We start from the raw sequence: 20259 nt of genomic DNA, 5'->3' as shown, positions 1-20259 counted from the left end.
AATGGCTCGGAGCATACAGGACACAACCGCCCTACAAATCCACAGGAATCGCATTAGACAAAGACCGCCCACAAAGTGGAAAAGCATTGGACTGATTTAAGACAAATCATAGGTAATCTTTTCCCACTAATAGTTTAGGTTATTTTTTATCGTTCAGAAAAAACATATGCATAATGCCTTTTCCTTTTACTTCCATTTCACCGCGGTCTTCGAAAACAAATTTATCTTTTAATTTATTGTATATTTCCTGGGAGCAGTTAATTCTTCCTGGCACACCATGGGATTCCATTCTAGAAGCTGTATTTACAGTATCACCCCATAAATCGTAAACGAATTTGTTTTGACCGATTACTCCGGCTACAATAGAACCCACATGCATTCCAATTCGAATTCCAAAATCCATATTCCAATTTGCTTTTATCTCAGTAAACACTCTTAGCATATCAATGGATGCGTAGCCTACTCTCTCTGTGTGGTCTGCACTCGTAACAGGAATACCACCGGCAACCATATAGCAGTCACCGATTGTTTTAATCTTTTCGAGTCCATATTTATTGGCGACCATATCAAACTCTGTAAAAATATCATTGAGGATAATAACGAGTTTCTCCGGCGAAGCTAATTTGGCACTCATCTTTGTAAATCCAGCTAGATCGGCAAACATCACAGTAGCCTCTGGAAAAAAATCAGAGATAACATTTTCGCCAGCTTTTAGACGCTCTGCAATGGAAGCAGGTAAAATATTTAATAATAACTTTTCGGATTTCTGTCTTTCTCTTTCTATGCCTTCATTGAGGGAATTGATCTTTTCAATATTGTCATTGAGTTGTTTATTCTTTTTAGAAAGGTTCTTATATGCGTCTGCATTATCAATGGCAATGCCTACGTAAGAGGCTAATGTTCGTAATACGTTCAATTGATTTTCAGAATATGCTTTATTTCCATAACTTTGAACGGTGAGAATTCCAATAAACCTGTCTTCCACTTTCAATGGGAAAAAGGCAAGTGACTTTGTTGTTTCATCCCATAGTTCTTTTACACTTGCAACCATATCTGGATATTCTGTATAAATATCTTCTACGATGATCTCCTGTTTTTTTTCAAAGCAGAGAGAGGAAAATTCTTTTCCTTTAATCTCTCTGAGGCAAGAGAAGGAACATAGGCTCCATTCTTAACGCAGAATTTATACTTGATCATTTTTTTGTCTTCTTCATACATCCCGATGGAAAGTATATCGGTAGACATCATAGCTTCTATATGCTTATGAACAGAGAGAATAATTTCTTTAGTATCAAGACTTGCTGTAATTGATTGTCCAAATTGACTGAGTGCTTTTAAATTATTGTAAGACTTTTCAATTTGATCATTTGCTTCTTGGAGTTGGTTTTGTGTTTTAATCAGTCTTCGTTGGGTAGAATCCCCAATCTTCATAAGCTTAATGCTCTGTCTTAGGAGTTGCTCATAGTTTTCTCCTAAAATCTTATATTCGACTAGATTAGAATCCTTGTCTGATGTAACTTGAAAATGCTCTTTTATTCTTTGAAGAATTTCGAATTCATGCTCGAAAATTTCTTCATGTTTTTCATTAGAATTTTCACCTGCCATAAGAGCTAGGAGTAGGAAAGAAGCTCAAAAGGAACTTTAATATCACTAGAAAACTCTTCACCTGTTTCTAGCATATCGTCATCATCTTCTTTATAATACCATTTAACAGAAACCTTTCCAGCGTTTCCATGGTATTTATCTAAAATATCAAGAATATCTATCACGCACTTGGAAGAGCTTGTATTAAAATAATCTAAGCGAAAATTTACAGTTATCGGAATGTTGGCACTAGTAGCTGAGTTTAGCCAGTCAAATACAGGTTTATAAAATCCGACTGCATTTTCAGGATAAGACTCACCAATTATATCTAGAATACCTCTCTCAAAATCCATAATGATTTCCGGTGAGGTTTTGGTTTTTTGTATAAGAATTTTATCCATTATTAAATGTCCTTTTTAAAAGATACAGAAAGAGTCATAAATGATATCTCGTCATCTACACGATCGACGGTGCACTCAATAGGGCTATCGCATTTACGTGCAATATCAACAAGACCAAGTCCAGCACCGCGGCTTCCATCTTGAGGACGTTCACCACGAATTAACTCTTGATAATATGCCTTGAGTTCATCTTTATTCATTGCGTTTACTTTCTCGCACTTTGCTTTAATTTTTTCTACCTTTTCATTGGGAACCATATTCCCTGAACTTAGAAAAAATAGGTTTTGCTTTTCTCTAAGTATTATAATTCCTACGCCTGCTCGCCCATTTGCATTTGGCTGCTGTTCGGCAGAATAATGGACTATATTTTGAGCAAGCTCAACAAATACAGCAAAGATACGCTTAGTATTAGTTTCGGCACTCAAAGAAGATTTAATCATAGTACCGAATTCGGTTAAGACTTCCTGAGATATCGCGCCTTTAAATGAGACGAGTATCTTGTGATCTTTAATTTCGAGATACTGGTTGTATAGTCCACCACTTTCATTCATAAGAATTTACACTAACCTAAAATTTGTATTATTGTCAATAATATCTTTAACATTGATTTTGGTTACTCGAACTTAGTCCAAAACCCAAGTATTCCCTGACCAAGAAGCCTAGAAGCCAAATGAATAGTTGCATTATGCCAAAATAGTTTTTTGAGTCAATCCCAATAAACTCTTTCCCTTAAAAACCTAAAAATTACAAGATAATTCCAATCAGAGTGATATCATCCCGTTGAGGCTCGGAATTATTTTGAGTATGGGCATCAAGTCCATCTTCGAACAACTTCTTCTGCTCTAAGCCTGATACAGAATAATGCTTTTGAATCATTTCTTGCAATCCCTTTGATCCAATTTTCTTTCCATTCAGGGCTTGGTTGATCTTGGAATCCATCCGTGGTGAGATAAATCACCGTGCGAACTCCCTTCTCTATTTTAATCTCGTGATTTGTGTATACACGCTCTTCTTTCTGCTTTCCGCCGATGGATTCTTTATCTCCCTTAATAGAAATAAGCTCCGTTCCTCGTATCATATAGAGCGTCCTATGACCACCGGCAAACACTGCTTCGTCTCCAGAATCGTTGATTCGACAAAAGCATATTTCCATTCCATCACGAGATGCATCTTCTTTTACGTCTTGTCTTAGCGCATGACGTACATTATTATTCAAATGCTTCAAGATAAGTGCTGGGTCTAATATACGTTGTTCTTTCACGATTTGATTTAAAATGGAACTACCAATCATTGACATAAAAGCACCGGGAACTCCATGTCCCGTGCAATCCACTGCGGCTATAAAGGTGTAACCTTCAAAATGAGTAAACCAATAAAAATCGCCAGAGACAATGTCTTTCGGTCTGAACAGAATAAAGAAATCTCTCAGAGAATTTCCAATCGCAGTCTTAGATGGTAGAATGGCTTCCTGAATGGTCTTCGCATAATTAATACTATCCGTTATATGCTGGTTCTTCTCCGCCAACTTATCATTAGTCTCTGCTAATTCTTTTGTTCTATCTTTTACTTTCTGCTCCATGTTTGCATAGAGTAGCGCATTATCAATAGAAATAGCAGCTTGCGAGGACAGCACATTGACTACCTGTAATCTGTCTGCCGTAAATGCACCGGTAGATAGATTGTTCTCTAAATACAACACTCCCGTTAACTCACCCTGCTTCATGATCGGAGCACATAAAATAGATTTGATTTGATTCTTAGAAATATACAAATCCTTATTGAACTTTTCATCATTTGCGGCATTGATTAAAACACGATTTTCTTTCGTTCTTTCTACATAGTATACAACAGAACTTGCAATGTCCGCAAACTGCTCAATGGGGATATTAGTCATTACGCTCACTTCTTCTGAAGAGATAGAGCCTTCTGCTTCCACATAGAGTTTCTTATCCTTCTTTAATAACAATACTCCACGCTGAGCCCCTGCATTCTCTATCACGATACTCATAATTTTATTTAATAAGCTTTCAATCTTAATCTCGCCAGAGATCGCAGAAGAACTTTTTAATACCGATTGCAAGTCCAAAGTATTTGTTGTATGCAGTTGAGTAGAAGAACCATTTCCTGTCTGTGTCGAGATAGACATAGTACTTGATAAGGTCTTACTAAAGTCATAGGGAATTTTCTGCTCTGTAATGAAATTAGGATATTTCTCTCTTAAGTCTTCGCACTTTCGAATCGCACCCCAACCTTCATAACAATTGTAGGCTTCTAAGAAATAATTTTGAGCAAATCGATAATTCTTCTTCTTTAACCAAAACTTTGCAGCCAATTCATTCGCTAATGCTTCATTTTGCACAAACTCATTCTTACGCGCTTCCTGAATAGACTCATCATATAGCTTGGCTGCTTTCCAGTTTTTGTATTCAATTCGTCCTATCTCTGCTTCTACTAATAAATACTTATGAAGGAAATTCTCAGAACAACTCTCTGCCCATATCTTCATTTGCTTTTGATTGGACTTCACTTGTTCCATATATTTAATTCTATCTTCTTTGCTTGCATATTTGTACATCGCACAGAGAATGAGAGAATAATAGAAATTATGCTCTGCAATAGGGTGTAACCCTACTATAAATGCAACGATGCAGGCTGATTCGAGCTTCCGCAATGCATCTTCAAATCGTTCATAAAGAAAAAAAATCTGAGATTGCATAATTTTATATATGCAGATAGACAACATAATTTGATGTTGAATTACAATTTCTAAAAATTATATATCTTCCATTGTTTCGAAATTAAAATTTCAGATTCTAAACTTGCCTGAAAGATTCTTATCAATTATCTCTACCAATAATTGTATCAATCGCAAGGTTATTTTTACTTTCTGTGTAAAATGTAACATCTTTGCATTTCATTTTGCAATTGATTTAAATTTTTCCCGAATAAAAAATAAATTAACGAAGCATTCATGAGATATAACTGGCATGTTGGAATTCTCCAGACTCTAATCCTGCATTAAACCCGTCTGCATTGATTTCAACAGTATTCTTAATATGATAGACCCACGAATGAATCAAATTGGCAAATACATTACTGCCTTTACATTTTTCTGATTTATTTTTAAACTTATCACTAATTGTAACAGCTAACTTGCCAAACTCATACCCCAACTTAAAATCTCCGCTGGCGGCAAGAAGAATGCCATAACACGAATAACCATAAGTTTCCACGACATTGCCATATTTAACAAATATAGAGTTGACTGCTTTAAGGACGAGGACTGTCCAAAACTCTGGACTTGAATAATATAGGATGTAGGAATAGTAATTGTTAAAATCTGAATCGCAATTATATTTTCAGGATTAATCATCTCAGGCTCATCTGCTAACGATTCGACTTTTTTGCTTTTTAAAGATAAGATTTAAAATCCATTTCTTTTCTAATTGCATCATCCTAATCTATCAGGAAGAAAAATATTAAATGGAGCAAGGGATTTTTTTAGTGCATCAATTGCGAGAGGATACTTAGCGGATAATGTATACTGCACAATTAATAAACGATATATCTCTCCTTTTTCAATATCAGTTTTAGCATGTTCGAGGATATTGTTAATTAACCGCTCTGAATTTTCAAAATTTCCATTTAGGTATTCCACTTCAGCCAATTCTCGATGCACAACCAAAGATAAGTCATAGTATCGTTCCCAGAAAGATCCTAAATTATTCATGATAGTATGTGCTTGCGCTAAATATTCTAACGCAGGTTTATAAGCAGTAGATTTCTTGGCTTTTTTACCTGCTTGTAGGTTAAGCTCTATTAACTGCTTCTTTTCAGATTCTTCTGTAATTAAATCAGAACCAATATTGAGATGATTGACCACATCAAATAGATTTTCTTCCCAGCCTTCGCTCTTTAAGAGAATCCTTCCAATCTTCAACCTGAGTGCTTTTTTCTCTGATTCCCCAATTAGTTCATAACTTGCCTGCTGAACTCTATCATGCTGAAATCTGTAGGCAATTTTTTTAGCTGTTTCATAATTACGACGCATGTCTTTAATATCAGTACCCATTGAATCGACTAATCGGTAGTTGTCTCCAACAGGATAGATTAATTCTTCTTTGATTGTTTCAGCCAAATCTCTCTTAGTGTCTTGGGGCCAAGCATTGTTAATCAAAGAAAGTGTGGCTAATTCAAAGTTATTCCCTATACAGGATGCAAGTTTCAAGATATGTTGCGTTTTCTCAGAAAGCTTTTGGATGCGACCAATTAATAATTCCACAACGTTTTCTGAGATGCGAGTAGATTTAATCTTTTCAATATTCCATTGCCATTTTCCATGATCGTAATCAAAGGTAATTGATTCTTCCTTTGTAAGCTGTTTTAAAAGCTCTGTAATAAAAAATGGATTTCCACCTGTTTTTTGAAAAACAAGCTCTGCCAAAGGAGCAACTTCTTCTGACTTGCAGAATAAACTATCCCGTAGCATTTCATTTACATTCTCCTCGGAAAGAGGTTTTAAATAAATCAAACCTACTTCGAACTTTTCTTTCTTGATAGAGTCAAGCATGATTGTGAATGGATGATTTCCATCTGTTTCATTGTCCCTGTAAGCAAGCATGAGAAACAAATATCTCATGGATGAATCCAACATCAAATTTTTAATCAATCCAAGGGATGCAGAATCCGCCCATTGCAAGTCATCCAAAAAGATTGCAAGTGGGTGTTCCATATTAGCAAATACTTTAATAAAGTTCTGAAAGACTAAATAAAAACGATTTGAGTTTTCTTGAGATCCTAGCTCTGCAACTGGTAGCTGCTCTCCGATGATATATTCCAATTCGGGGATAACGTCTGTTATTACTTTCCCATTTGAACCAAGAGCACTTACTATTTTTGCTTTCCATGTATCTATACTCTCTGGACTTTCTGTTAAAAACAAACGAATAAGATTTGTAAATACTTGAATGATAGCACTAAATGGTAAATTACGATTGTATTGATCGTATTTTCCACTTAAAAAATACCCTTTAGAAGCTGTGATTGGTTTATTAATTTCTTTGACTAACGATGATTTGCCCACGCCTGAATATCCAGAAATTAGCATTAACTTAGATATGCCCGTTTCATGAACTTCTGAAAATGTTTCGATAAGTTTTATTATATCTTCTGATCTACCGTATAGTTTTTGCGTAATTTTAAATTCATCTGATAAATCTTTGGAACCAATTTCTATTAATTTAGAAGGATCTTCTTTTTGTGCCAATTCTAAATCATATTTAAGACCAAGTGCAGTTTGATAGCGATTCTCTGCCGTCTTTGCCATAAGTTTACCAACGATTGTAGAAATTGAAATTGGAATACTTGCATCCACCTCATGTGGCAAAGCAGGAGTTTTCGCTAAATGCGCATGAACTAATTCTAGTAAGTCTGTATTTTCAAAAGGAAGTTTTCCTGTGAGCATTAAATAGAAAGTAACCCCTAGAGAATAAAAATCACTTCGATAGTCTACAGATCGATTCATTCGACCTGTTTGCTCTGGAGAAATATATTGTATACTTCCTTCTAGAACATTAGCCGCCGTCCATTTTGTTTCTTCTTTAGAAAGTCGAGTTGAAATTCCAAAGTCAATGAGTTTCACATCCATTGTATTGGGATTAATAATTACATTTTCTGGTTTAATATCTTTATGGATTACTTTTTTTCGATGAATCTCGGAAAGAATTTCTGCTAAGCGAATTGCGATTAAATAAAAAACATCAAGTGGTAATTTTTTTCCATCGGCATATTGCTTTAAAGAAATTCCACCTGTATCTTCATACGCTAATAAAAATCCATTAGAATATCTTTGGAAGGAATAAACCTTTACCATTAAATCGGAAGATAAAAATTTCAGAATATCGTATTCGTTTTTGAGATTTATAATCGATGAATGAAATTCGTTGTGAATTGGAATGCTTTTTAAGATGATTGGTTTATTATCAGATTTGTCTATTGCCCGATAAACTTCTATATCCGAATTGGTGTTGATCTTTTCTTTAACTTCATAGCCTTCAATTACTTGCATAAATAAACAAAATCCTCAAAGTCGCGAATCTATTTGCAGATTAAAGAACTATGTTGCTAAATATTAATTTGTCATGCAATTTATTTTTTTGATGTAATATTTTTCCGTAGGAAAAAGGGTATTATCCCTATCGGGGATTTGGGACTTTCGCCCCAAGCCCCAATATTATCTATGCGATGTAAAGAATTCCTCCCCAATAAAAACCACCACCGACTGCCGGAGTTAAAATTACATCACCTTTCTTGATTGTTCCATTGTTGTAATACTCAGCCAAAACAGTTGGAATAGAAGCAGCTGAAACGTTTCCCATCTTTGGAAAATTCATTAGATACTTTTCTTTTGGAATCTTAGTGCGCTTCAATACATCTTTTACAACGATATCTGTTCCTGGATGCGGAACAACCCATTTGATATCCGACTCGGTCAATCCATTTCTTTCCATCAATAGATCAATTGCTTTCAAAGTGTAATCAGCCGCATTTGTAACTAAATCCGGGTAACTCTTAATTAACCCAGCAGGTGCGTTGCATGTGATTACTTCGATTAAACTTCCAACATCAAATAAGCAAGTATCAATGATACCCGTATCTGTATTTCCTGTATATTCCATTACTACTGCCGCAGCAGCATCTCCAGCGGTAAATTCTCCGTAACCACCTTTTTTTGTTCTTTCTGAAAATCTCTCAGCACCCACGACTAAAGCCTTCTTCCACTTACCAGTCTGTAAATAACAACTTGCTGTTTGGACTCCGTGGACGAAGCCAGTGCATGCTGTTCCTAAATCGAAAGCCAAAGCATTCTTAGTTCCATTAAGAAGGGATGCTTGCGGAGCTAAGTCTGGCAAATAATATCTCTCTGTCCAATTACAAAATAAATATAAGTCTATTGCCTCTGGTGACACACCGGCATTTTTCATTGCCATCTCACAAGCCTTGGAAGCCATAAAGACGGAAGTTTCTTTTTCGTTTGCTCTATGTCTTTTTGTGACTCCAATATCACCTATAACTGCTTTTTCTGCTGCATGCATTTCAGGATATTTTAATCTTCCACGGATTTCTTCGTCCGTTAAAATTTTCTCAGGGTAATAATCTCCGTAACCTGTAATTTGTATTCCATTTGTTTTAAGTTTCATTTGTTCTCCTCTTTTATTTTAAAAAAATAACGCATTAATTTAAGAATCTAGAATTCTTATCGGTTTTTCAACCTAATTAAAAGCGAAAAATCAATCTCTCTTTTAATCAACAGAGCCCAATGAAATAAAGGAAGATTGACTCCCAATTGCAAAGGCAAGTGATATCGCAAAATCAATCTTAGCCTCCCTTGGACCTTCAGGTATATGATCTTGTTCGCATTCCGGATCTACGTTTTTCAAATTAATAGTAGGACAAAGAGTTTGATTGTCTACCATAAGAGCTGTAGCGGCTACATTTAATATACCGGCAGCTCCGAATGTATGTCCATAGATTGGTTTAATGGATCCGAGTGGTGCCCACTTCTCTTTAGGAACTCCATCGTATAATAATTTCATTGACCTTCCTTCCGCTAGGTCATTTGTATAAGTTGCCGTTCCGTGACCGCAAAAATAATCCACATCTTCTAAAGTTCTTTTACTAATTTGAATTAGCTTCTTAATTCCAGAGGCAGCTTTCTTTCCGGTAATATCCATTCTCATCGCATGGTCAGCTTCATTATAACTCAGTGTTCCCAAAACTTCAGCATATATTTTTGCACCGCGGGCTTTGGCATGCTCATAGCTTTCCATACATAAGACGGCTGCTCCTTCGCCTAACGCAAATCCATCTCGTTTTCTATCATAGGGTCTAATAGCATTCTTAGGATCTTCCTTTTCGAGAGACATGACCCGACTCTGAGGGTCAGAATACATTTGCATGAGTGGTTTAATGAGCGGAAATTCATGCCCACCTGCATACATAACATCAGCGCGCCCTTTACGAATTGCCTGAAAGCAGAGGCTAATGGCATGATGCCCTCCGACACAAGCAGCAGAGATAGTTGTAACAAATCCCTGAATATTGCTATTGATGGCAGTAAGACTAGTCGGGTTCGAAGCCATAGAAGTTAGCACAGCGTATCGATCAAAGACTGAATCATCCTTCAATTCAGTGTATCTCTTCCAAGCATGTTCCCACCATGCAAGAGAAGATCTAGACGAAGAATCAATGAATCCAACTCTGGTTGGATCTAAGGTGTCTTTTTCTAGTTTTGCATTCTTTTGAGCAAGCTCCATAGCTGCCATGAGAACAAGCGTCTCATGATTGTAATTCTTTGCTAGCTTGGGATCAAGATTCGGGAGAAAAGTTTTATAGTCAAAGTCTCTCACCTCGGCTCCTACTTTAATCGCAAAATCATCGGTAGGGAAACGAGTCAAATAATCAATCTGAGATTTTCCATTCTTTAGATTATCCCAGAAACTTTCTAGATCGAATGCATTCGGCAAAATGGTGCCGATTCCTGTTATAACAACTCTTTGGTTCTTGGGCATTTTTTTACCTCTGCCTTTTTCAGATTTTCTATATGTATTTTGAGTTACCCTATTGGAATAGTTTAGTCAAGATATTTTTCATTTATAATCACAAACTTGGTTTTTAAAAAACTGCTTTGTCATGTTTCGTATACTCAGCAAAGTGCCAACACGAGTAGTTATAAAGTAAATGCCAGATAGAAGCCATCTAGAAGCTATGTTCGAGCCGAATTCGGCTCGAACATAGCTTCTAGATTAAAATTATATTGGTTAGAGACAAAACAACAACTTCGTTTGAGTTAAATCATACATATACATTTGGTTAGATTGACTAATCTTTTAAAAAAAAGAAACCAGTCTTAAAAAATAAGTTGCTAATTCGGAAAGTAAAATTAAGTTATGTCTCATCAGGAGTTTCTATGCCCCCAAAATTGAAATGCCAACCAATTACCCATTCTCAATAGAAATACCAATAAGAAGAATTGATCTAAGTTTGGACGTGCATGTTTCTTTTGCTACTATCCTAGACATTGTAATGGAGGCTTACCTGGCCTTCTTTGAACATTATAAATACAATGTATTAAATTTAAAAGAAAAGAGTGTTATTTTTGCAAACGCCAATATAGCTTATCAAGGAGAATTATTGTATAAGGATGCAGTCAAGATTGATGTGGCACCGGATAATTTTACTGAAAAAGCTTTTGATCTAAATTTTAGAATGACTAAGAATAATGAAACAATTCCTGTCGCCTTTATAAAAATTAGAGTTTTATTTTTCGACTATTCCATTAAAAAAGTAGTACCAATTCCAAGTGAATTCAAATCCCTATTTGAAAAAGAAAATAATACCAGCAAACAAGGCTTATCCGTACAAAATGAATCCCTCGTTTGGAAAGAAGCTCATAAACTTGTTGTAAAGATTTATAATTTCACTAAAAATTTTCCGAAAGACGAAATCGATAACCTTACATCGCGTATCCGCAAATCAGCTACATCTCTACCTCTTTGTATTATGGAAGGAATAAGTAGAAAAGAAAAAGAAGAACTAAAAAGATTTCTAGCTAAATGTAGAGGCTACATTGAGGAACTTCGTTATTATTTAATTTTGGCTAACGATCTTGGGTATGCAGATACTGGTCAGATAATCAATGAACTGAATGTTCTAAATGATCTTATTATAAAACATTTTAAATCATTAGCCAATACAAAAAAGGAGTAATCAATGAAAACATTTGAAGGAAAAGTTGCCATTATATCAGGAGCTACATCAGGTCTTGGAAGATCAATAGCGATTGAGTTCGCCAAAAAAGGAGCGAATGTTTCTATCTGTGGTCGTCGAGAAAAGGAAGGCTTAGAGACAGTTGAGTTAATTCAAAAGGAAGGAGTAAAAGCTTTGTTTACCACCGCAGATGTGAGTAAGACAGAAGATGTAAAGATCTTCGTTGCAAGAACCGTTCAGAGTTTTGGAAAATTGGATTTCGTAATTAATAATGCTGCCATTGGTGGTGCCAGTGTTTCAATTAAGGATTATAATGAGGAAAAATGGGACAAGGTAATTGCTATTAACCTTAGAGGCACATTTTTACTTACAAAGTATTCATTGCAAGAAATGGAAAAAAACACCAATGGGGGCTCGATTGTAAACATCGCCTCAACATCAGGATTAGTCGGCTATCCATTATTAACCCCGTATTGTGCTTCCAAGTTTGGAGTTATTGGGCTTACAAAAAGTGCTGCGTTAGAATTTGCGCAGAAAAAAATTAGAATCAATGTAATCTGTCCCGGTGGCATCGAAACAGAAATGATTGAAAAACTCTTTAAGGCTAGTCCGAATCCAGCCGAAGCGAGATCTGAGTTTGAAGGAATTCACCCAATGAATCGACTCGCCAGACCAGAAGAAATCGCAAAGGCAGCAGTTTGGCTATGCTCTGACGAGGCTAGTTTCATTACTGGAGTGGCTCTCCCTGTTGACGGTGGATATACAGCAAGGTAAATCTTAGCTTTCCTTCTTATATAATTTAATTACAATCTTAGAATCAGAAATTGCCTGCTCTATCTCTTGGAGAATATCATCGATATGCTCAAGACCAACAGAGAGAAGAATTAAATTAGACCTAGCACCCATTTGTAATCGGATTTTTTCAGGTAGAGTCAAATGGGTAGTAGACACCGGGTGTAAAATAGTCGTTCTTATGCTTGCTTGAGACGGGTTCGAAAATTTCTTTAGACATTCAATAAACCTGCGTCCTCGAACAACTCCTCCTTCCATGGAAAAACTAATCATACTTCCACCGAATTTCATTTGCTTTAAAGCGATTTTATAATCAGGATAGGATGGTAAGAATGGATATACCACTTTTTGAAATACGCTATTCCCTTCTAAATACTCAGCCACTTTTAATGCGTTCGTTGAATGCTTCTCCATTCTAAGGGCTAACGTTTCTAAACCGCGCTCTAAAAGGCAGGAATGAAAAGGTAAAATGACTGATTCCTGTTCAATACTGAATTTTCTAATTTTATCAATTAGTTTTCTTTTTCCAATAATAACTCCAGCGGATAATCGGCTTTGTCCATCTAAATATACGGAGTCCGAATAGACAACACAATCTGCACCGTATTCAGAAGTCATATGAAGGAAAGGTGTGCAATAAGAATTTTCAAGTGCAAATAATAAGGAATGCTTCTTGGCAAATTTACTGAGTAAATTCAAATCTGGAATTTGTAGACTTGGAATGGAAAGTGATTCTATAAACAAAAGTCTTGTCTTCTGATTGATTTGCGATTTCCACTTTTGGGGTTTAGATAAATCTAGGAATGAAAATTTGATTCCCATTTTTTCTTTAAGATTTGTAACTATCTTTAAAATCAGTGGAGAACAAGTTTTAGAAATTAAAATATGATCTCCCCTATTCGTTAATGCTAGTATCGTTTGATAAATTGCAATATTACCAGAAGAACAAAAAATTCCATCTTGAAAATTCTCAATCTCGCAAAACCGTTGCAATAGATTTTGGTTGGGAAAAAGGCTATTAGCTTCCGAGTAAGACTCATAAGTCTCTTTTTGTATTTCTGTTTCGGAGAAAACAGGAAAGCGCATTTCGGTATAAGAAGTAGATATATCAAATTTAGAATCAGTTTTTTTCTTCACAACAGTATGGAGTGCTTTTGTTTCAAAACGGTTTTTGCTCATTTCAATCGTCCTATTCAAATTTTACACTAGAGGAAAATGTTTTTACTTCCACTTGAATCAAGTATTATTTTCATAAACTCTAGTAAAGCCATTATTATATTGACTATCAAGAATTAAATCTAGAAGTAAAAATAATAAAGGAGGTGTTTAATATTCAGGTTTAAATGAGTCGAAATATAATGTATACAGGGAAAATGATTTGCCTTTTCTACGATTCAATATTATTATGAGAAAGTAATTCATATTTTAGAAAGTATTAATTGGACATAAATAAAGAGGATTTTATGAAACGTTATCATAGATATTTAATAAGTTTATTTTTAATATTAGCAACAGGTCTCTTTATAGATGGCTGCCGTAAAAAATTTATTCCAGACGAATTCGAACTAATCTCTTCTCGCTTTGGTGAATTTAAAATGTTCGATCAGATCATAGACGGAAAATTAGTAAAACGAATTATTTTTAAAAATGACGATGTATACGAATCGGCAAACCTTCAATTAGTCCAACTCAATCAAATCATTCAACTTGCCTCAACTGATATGTTTTTATTTACAGTAGAATCTTTTGATGACAACTCAGAATGTCCTGCAAAGTTTCTTGTGATTACCCTCAACGCAGATGGAAAGTTTAAAACATTCCCCGAAATAGGCAATTGCAATGATATTCCAGATGTTCAGGATAATGGCGAACAAGTAACATTTACTTTTGACTCTGTTCTTACCTTTTCACCAGTCACATACCGTTATGAAAATGGCGTAATCGAATTAATAGACAATCCTAAGAAAACAGCAAGAATCATTAACAATAAGTAGACTTTTACATGAAAACATTTTCAACCCACGTAAGTGGATTAGACACATCTCCTATTCGTAAAGCATTTGAATTAGCGGCAACTTTAGAAAATCCAATCAACCTTTCTATCGGACAGCCGCATTTTCCTTGTCCACCCAATATTATAGCAGCTATGAATAAGGCGGCTACTGATGGTAAGACTGCTTACACATTAACAGCGGGAATCCCTGAACTAAAAGAAGCGCTCGTAAAAAAATACGAAACCGTAAATCATATCAAGTATGCAACCCCTTCTAGACTGCTTGTTACATCAGGGATTAGCTCCGCCTTATTACTATTATTCTCTGCTCTAGTAAATGAAGGAGATGAATGCTTGATCATCTCACCCTACTTCTTAATGTATCCATCCATGTTAAAATTTCATGGTGCGAAGACACACACTCTAGATGAAAAATTCACAAAAGAAGACACAAAGAAATTAAAATTTCAAAATCTAAAACTCATCATCTATTCTAATCCATCAAATCCAACAGGATATGTGATGTCAAAAGAGCAACTCGAACTTCTAGCTGAGCTTGCAGAGGCTAATGATGCTTATCTTATATCCGATGAAATCTATGAATTGTTTGATTATGACAAAAAGTTTTTATCCGTTGGTTCTTTCTACGAAAAGGCGATTACTCTTTCTGGTTTTTCAAAGACATATAGCATGACTGGACTCAGACTTGCTTCTATTCTGGCTAGCGAAGAAGTCATCAAGGTATTAACCACTCTTCAGCAATATACTATCGTATGCGCTCCCTCTGTCACACAATGGGCTGGAATTGAAGCATTAAAAACTGATATGAGCTCTTATATCAGTGAATACAAGTCAAATCGAGATTTTGTATACGAATCGCTTAAGGACTATTATCCTGTAGATAAAAGTGGTGGGGCATTCTATTTCTTTTTAAAGGTAAAAGGAAACGATGAAGACTTTGTAAAGCGAGCGGTTCTAGAAAAGAAATTAATTGTAGTTCCGGGATTTATCTTTAATGAGAGCCATAGTTATATTAGAATCAGCTTTGCCAATACAAGAGAAAAATTAGCATTGGGAATGAAAGCTCTTCAAGAACTTGCTTAGTATAAAATTTCTTTTTTACTTTTATGGTTTTATTATTGCGGCTTGCTTTGCTAGTTTCTACACAACTCTCGGAGAAAGAATTCTAAAATATTTTTACAGTCCACTTAGAAAGAAATATACATTCAGAGAAAAGTGGAAGATTATTTTTACAAAGCCTAGTGCATGTGAGAATTGCAATACAAATGTAAAAGCAATTCATCTAACACCAATTCTCGGTTACTTATTCACTTCTGGTAAATGCAAAGCCTGTGGAGTAGAGATATCTCCTCATTATCCCTGGATTGAATTTATATTTGGGCTCTTATTTTGTTTATTCTTCTATGCGAGCGGCAATTTACTATTTTCCTTTCTGCTACTTCCTTTCTTCGGTCATGTCTTAGTATCAATGATAACGGATTATAATAAGTTTTCGTTGGATTACGAGAATTTGCCATTTATCATTTTCTTTGGTGTCACTGCAAATTACCTATTCTACAACGAGCTACCTGATCTATTTGATTATGCTGTGCTAGGCGGATTTATTGCTTTTTATATTCTTCTCTGGCTCATCTATCCAAAAGGAATTGGTCTCGGGGATGTAATCTTTGCCCCCGCTTTTGCTTTTCTATGTGGTCATCCCTATTGGATGATCTTTCTAAATTCTTCTTATATCTTAGCGGTTAGCTGGGCATTTCTCTCTCGCAAGAAAGGAGAGGCTATTCGTAATATGCCAATACCCATGGGGTTCTTTTTCGGATTAGGATTATTAATATCTTTTCTCGCAAAAGCCTTTGTAATTATGAATGTTGAATTGTGAATTTTAAATTATATGGTTTATCCGCCTTTATGAATATAATCTTATATTCGTTTAATTAATTAAAAAAATACTATCGACCTTTTTTGCTTTCATTAAGTCGAGGGATTCTTTAGAATGGATTGAATTCTTAAAAGAAATGCAATGACTAAATCGAATAAAAAAATACTTCTCGTAGAAGATGAAGAAATTCTAGCATACATACAGAAGAAACAGTTAATTCAATTTGGCTATCATGTAACGCATGTTTTTTCCGGTGAGTCTGCTGTTGATTTAATTCAATTAGAGAAAGAAGAATTTGATCTTGTTCTAATGGATATTGATTTAGGAAACGGGATAGACGGGACAGTAGCCGCAGAATTGATTTTAAAAGATGCAGATATACCCTTACTGTTCTTATCAAGTCACACTGAACCTGAGATTGTAGAAAAGACTGAAAGAATTACCTCTTACGGTTATGTTGTAAAACATAGCGGCATTACGGTATTAGACGCATCAATAAAAATGGCGTTTAAATTATTCGAAGCTAAAATAAAAGAACGACAAAAAGAAACCGCACTTCAAATCAGTGAAGAGAAATTCTACAAAATATTTCAGTTATCACCAATCGCAATCTCCATTACAAAAATAGCAACGAGCGAGATTGTAGACGTAAATAAAAAGTTTGAAATACTGTTTGACTTGAAGAAAGAAGACATCATAGGCAAAACATCGTTAGACTTAAATTTATGGGAAGACCCATCCGCCAGAGAAAAGCATATCCCAAAATATATAAAAGATAGAATACTAAATAATATTGAATTAAATTTTAAAGATAGGCATGGTAAAATAATTCCGAGTATTTGCAGTTTCTTTTTAATGGAAATTGATAAGATTGATTACTCTGTTTCCTTGATAGAAACGAAAAATGAAAAGTAAGCTTTTAAAGACAGGGATTACTCAATTCCAATCAACTAAAGAGTCTTTAAAAAATTTGCCGTCACTTTCAATTAAACGTTTTACTAAGAATGGATTTCCACCTAATATACCATTGATACGGGGTAGTAATGCGTTAAACGGTATATCTGTTTGATTCTTTAAGTCGATTACCATTCCACCCGCGGCAAGAATTAGAGCAATGCCCGCACAGATATCCCATTCACTCTTAGGTTTAAGCGATAGACTTAGATCTCCTAGACCAGCAGCGGTTAAGGCAAGCTTATACGCAATAGAACCTATTGGTTTTAAAATGAAATTATCATTCCAATAGGGATTCGTATCAAATAGTTTGTATTTATAAAATTCAGAACGAGATACATAAACGGAAGGTTTATCCACATTCTCCGCAAAGTGAATCTTACTCAGTTGAATCTGAGAAATATCTAACTCCAAGTCTTCTCCTACAATATTACAAGAAACACCTTCCCCTACTATTCCGCTCATTAATTCTCTTGTGATTGGATTAAAAACTACGCCTAATACTGGTTTGCCGTCAATAGCAAGTCCTAAGCTAATGGAGAATTCAGGATTCTTTGCGACAAACTCTCTGGTTCCATCAATTGGATCTATTATCCAGACTCGGCTCTTTTCAAGACGGGCTTTGTTATCCGTTATCTCCTCGGAGAGAATTCCATCAGAAGGAAATTGGTTTTGAATTTGAGAGATTATTTCTTTGTTTGCCTGAATATCTGCTTCAGTGAGAGGATCATCTTTTGCTTTCCAGCTTACGGAGAAACTGGAATTATAGATTTCTCTAACTATCTTTCCTGCACTCAAAACAGAAGAGATAGCTAGGTCAAATTCTTTCGATTTATTAGAAATCAAAATAGGTTACTTCGGCTCTCCCAATGGCTTATTTGGTCCTTGTGTATTTGCATTCTTAGCAGGCTCAGGAGGAGCAGTAGCTGCTGTTTCTTTGTCTTGATCGCCTAACTTAATATACATTTTCTCATCAATTGGCAATTGGAGGTAAACTTCTGGGTCAACGGCAAAGTTGTAAAATATATAATACTCTTTGTAATTTAGGTAGTAATTGAAAGTTCCTTTCTCTTGCTCAAACTTAAGAGCATCTGCTTTCAAGTCTTTGATTTTAGATTGGTAATCAGGGAATTTTTTATGCATTGTATACTTGATTGCATTGGTCAGATTCTTTTCTAAGGTCTTTTTTCTATACTCTTTAGAAATCTTTCTGTTTTTAATATATTCTTCTGTTTTTGCAAATTCATCAATTACTTTAGAATTCTCTTGTTGAATTCTGTCCGCTGCAAAAAGACCAGACGTAAATAGATATGCAATAAGAATTGTCGATAAAAATGGTTTCATGATTAGTTCACCTATGTTAGATTTTAATACCATTATCGGAATCTATTTTTAAAAAGAAATACATATTTGGTAGCTTTTGCTAAAAAGAAAACCTAGGGTTAGAGCAAGCTAGGAAGGGGATAGATTACGAATGTGCCAACAAGGGACTTGGCCGCAAACTTCAAGCTAGTGGAAACCTCTTAAAGATTACCACTCGAAGGAAGCAAATTCAAACAAATAAACGCGGATCGATTTTCTATCCGATATTTTTTTTATCACGACTTGCAAATAGAAATATTCCAATGCAGAGAAACAAAATTACATAAAAATAATCGGGAAACAGTTTTGTTACAACGGTAAGGATTAGAGCTAAAAAAGCAGTTGTTCTTGTCGCGGAAAGACTTTCCAATACTGCAAAGTTCAGAATTCGATGTCGGGCTACATAAAGTCCAAACCAAACACAAAGCCGATTTAATATTTCCAGTGGCATACAGCAGTTTGCCTTCTTTTCGTTCTTAGACAGGGACAGCTTAACATGGACCGGAGGATTGGTAGACCATACATCAAAAATGCTATCAAGTATAATATTAAGGATACTATCAAAGATACTGAATTTGTCATTTTGAGTATCTTTGATACAACACATAAGAATATTGCGAACAGTAAGTTAGATTTATAGACAATGCATACTTACTGTAAAAGAACTGACATAACAGAATTAATTCAAATTCCTAGAGAACATTTTTTAGTGAAAGAAATAGGCGAGGTATGAGCCATGTCGATTTACAGAGTCTTTTTTTACAATCCCACAGCCCTACCCCAACATAAATAACGACTCTTCGTAATTCGGATTATTTGCAGGAGTAGTATTTTGTTGTTTGCCTAAAAAATGAAAGTCATCGTCGATAGAAATGATATGAAGAGGAATTTGCTTTAATAGGTTTGCGACTGATGGTTTTAAAATGAATTGGTTTATAAAACTCGCCATTTCTTTTGCTCGAAGCATCGCATCCTTCTCATTAGCCGCAAAGGTAGAATAATTCTTATTCTTTAAAATTTCCTTCGTTCCTCTTAGTTGTACATTCTCGATGTAGTATTTTTCTAAAGAAGGAACATAATTTACATTGATTTCAAAAAATCCTTCTGTGTCTTCAAAGCTTGTGCTAAAAAAGCCTTCTCCGAGTAAAAGCTCATCTCTAAAAATAAGATTCCAATTGTCCGGCATTGTGATCGTCTGATTCATCTTTTACTCCTTTGTATATATACTACTTAAATAGTAAGCATTATTTTGTAAAGTTCTTATAAAGAAAAAGAATTAACCACATAGCTCGGCTGTTGGTGAGCTACTAAGCGAAGAGAGGAAAAACGCGAAGAAAGGACAGGATTCATTGATAAATCCCTTCGTGATCTTCGCGCCCTTCGCGGTGAAAAATCCTTATCTTAATGACATTGCCACTTATCGCTCTTTAGCCAAGCTATACAAGACAGCAGTAAATCTTTATTAAAAAAATCCTTGTATTAGTTTGGTTTGCTTTTCATATTGA

Annotated in this window: 15 protein-coding genes and 2 pseudogenes; 6 read left to right on the top strand and 11 right to left on the bottom strand. The window is 35.1% G+C overall.

Annotation, left to right across the window (positions count from 1 at the left end; translation table 11 throughout):
- Positions 1-139: 139 nt before the first annotated feature.
- The 6 genes and pseudogenes from IPH52_11220 to IPH52_11195 form a co-directional block, all read right to left on the bottom strand.
- A pseudogene (locus IPH52_11220) lies at positions 140-1605 on the bottom strand (GAF domain-containing protein).
- Between the two features lie 5 nt (positions 1606-1610).
- Positions 1611-1985, bottom strand: a complete 375-nt coding sequence (locus IPH52_11215; protein ID MBK7055604.1) for a DUF1987 domain-containing protein — start codon at positions 1983-1985, stop codon at positions 1611-1613.
- A 2-nt stretch (positions 1986-1987) separates the two neighbouring features.
- Entirely contained in the window at positions 1988-2536 is a 549-nt protein-coding gene (locus IPH52_11210; protein MBK7055603.1) for a hypothetical protein, read from the bottom strand.
- A 193-nt stretch (positions 2537-2729) separates the two neighbouring features.
- Positions 2730-8052, bottom strand: a pseudogene (locus tag IPH52_11205) (AAA family ATPase).
- Between the two features lie 169 nt (positions 8053-8221).
- A complete protein-coding gene (locus IPH52_11200) occupies positions 8222-9184 on the bottom strand; it encodes a ketoacyl-ACP synthase III (GenBank protein MBK7055602.1) in 963 nt (320 codons plus the stop codon).
- Between the two features lie 102 nt (positions 9185-9286).
- Positions 9287-10555, bottom strand: coding sequence for a beta-ketoacyl-[acyl-carrier-protein] synthase family protein (locus tag IPH52_11195; GenBank protein ID MBK7055601.1), 1269 nt, complete (start codon positions 10553-10555; stop codon positions 9287-9289).
- Positions 10556-11033: 478 nt separating this feature from the next.
- Between IPH52_11195 and IPH52_11190 the strand changes: the two genes are divergently transcribed.
- Positions 11034-11753, top strand: coding sequence for a four helix bundle protein (locus IPH52_11190; protein ID MBK7055600.1), 720 nt, complete (start codon positions 11034-11036; stop codon positions 11751-11753).
- Positions 11754-11756: 3 nt separating this feature from the next.
- The gene (locus tag IPH52_11185; GenBank protein MBK7055599.1) at positions 11757-12527 is read left to right on the top strand and encodes a glucose 1-dehydrogenase; all 771 of its coding nucleotides are present in this window, start codon (positions 11757-11759) and stop codon (positions 12525-12527) included.
- Positions 12528-12530: 3 nt separating this feature from the next.
- Here IPH52_11185 and IPH52_11180 read toward each other — a convergent pair whose 3' ends face one another.
- Positions 12531-13724: a PLP-dependent transferase gene (locus IPH52_11180; GenBank protein MBK7055598.1), complete on the bottom strand. Its 1194-nt coding sequence runs from the start codon at positions 13722-13724 to the stop codon at positions 12531-12533.
- Between the two features lie 284 nt (positions 13725-14008).
- Between IPH52_11180 and IPH52_11175 the strand changes: the two genes are divergently transcribed.
- The 4 genes from IPH52_11175 (at position 14009) to IPH52_11160 (ending at position 17353) form a co-directional block, all read left to right on the top strand.
- Positions 14009-14539, top strand: a complete 531-nt coding sequence (locus IPH52_11175) for a hypothetical protein (GenBank protein ID MBK7055597.1) — start codon at positions 14009-14011, stop codon at positions 14537-14539.
- Positions 14540-14547: 8 nt separating this feature from the next.
- On the top strand, positions 14548-15642 hold the full coding sequence (locus tag IPH52_11170; protein MBK7055596.1) for an aminotransferase class I/II-fold pyridoxal phosphate-dependent enzyme: 1095 nt from the start codon (positions 14548-14550) through the stop codon (positions 15640-15642).
- Entirely contained in the window at positions 15635-16438 is an 804-nt protein-coding gene (locus IPH52_11165; GenBank protein MBK7055595.1) for a prepilin peptidase, read from the top strand. The genes IPH52_11170 and IPH52_11165 overlap by 8 nt, the downstream gene beginning before the upstream one ends.
- A 141-nt stretch (positions 16439-16579) precedes the next feature.
- Positions 16580-17353: a response regulator gene (locus IPH52_11160; protein ID MBK7055594.1), complete on the top strand. Its 774-nt coding sequence runs from the start codon at positions 16580-16582 to the stop codon at positions 17351-17353.
- A gap of 21 nt (positions 17354-17374) precedes the next feature.
- On the opposite strand, the gene IPH52_11155 is transcribed toward IPH52_11160, so the two are convergent.
- From IPH52_11155 to IPH52_11140, 4 genes are all read right to left on the bottom strand, one after another.
- Complete coding sequence (locus IPH52_11155) at positions 17375-18238, bottom strand: 3'(2'),5'-bisphosphate nucleotidase CysQ (GenBank protein ID MBK7055593.1); 864 nt, start codon at positions 18236-18238, stop codon at positions 17375-17377.
- Between the two features lie 6 nt (positions 18239-18244).
- On the bottom strand, positions 18245-18736 hold the full coding sequence (locus IPH52_11150; GenBank protein MBK7055592.1) for a hypothetical protein: 492 nt from the start codon (positions 18734-18736) through the stop codon (positions 18245-18247).
- 235 nt (positions 18737-18971) lie between these two features.
- The gene (locus IPH52_11145; protein MBK7055591.1) at positions 18972-19205 is read right to left on the bottom strand and encodes a hypothetical protein; all 234 of its coding nucleotides are present in this window, start codon (positions 19203-19205) and stop codon (positions 18972-18974) included.
- A gap of 324 nt (positions 19206-19529) precedes the next feature.
- Positions 19530-19958, bottom strand: a complete 429-nt coding sequence (locus tag IPH52_11140; protein ID MBK7055590.1) for a hypothetical protein — start codon at positions 19956-19958, stop codon at positions 19530-19532.
- Positions 19959-20259 lie beyond the last annotated feature (301 nt).

This window comes from Leptospiraceae bacterium, from assembly GCA_016708435.1.
In the GTDB taxonomy this organism is placed as follows: Bacteria; Spirochaetota; Leptospiria; order Leptospirales; family Leptospiraceae; genus UBA2033.
The sequence above is the reverse complement of the archived record's forward strand: the minus strand, read 5'-3'. Positions and strand labels throughout refer to the sequence as shown.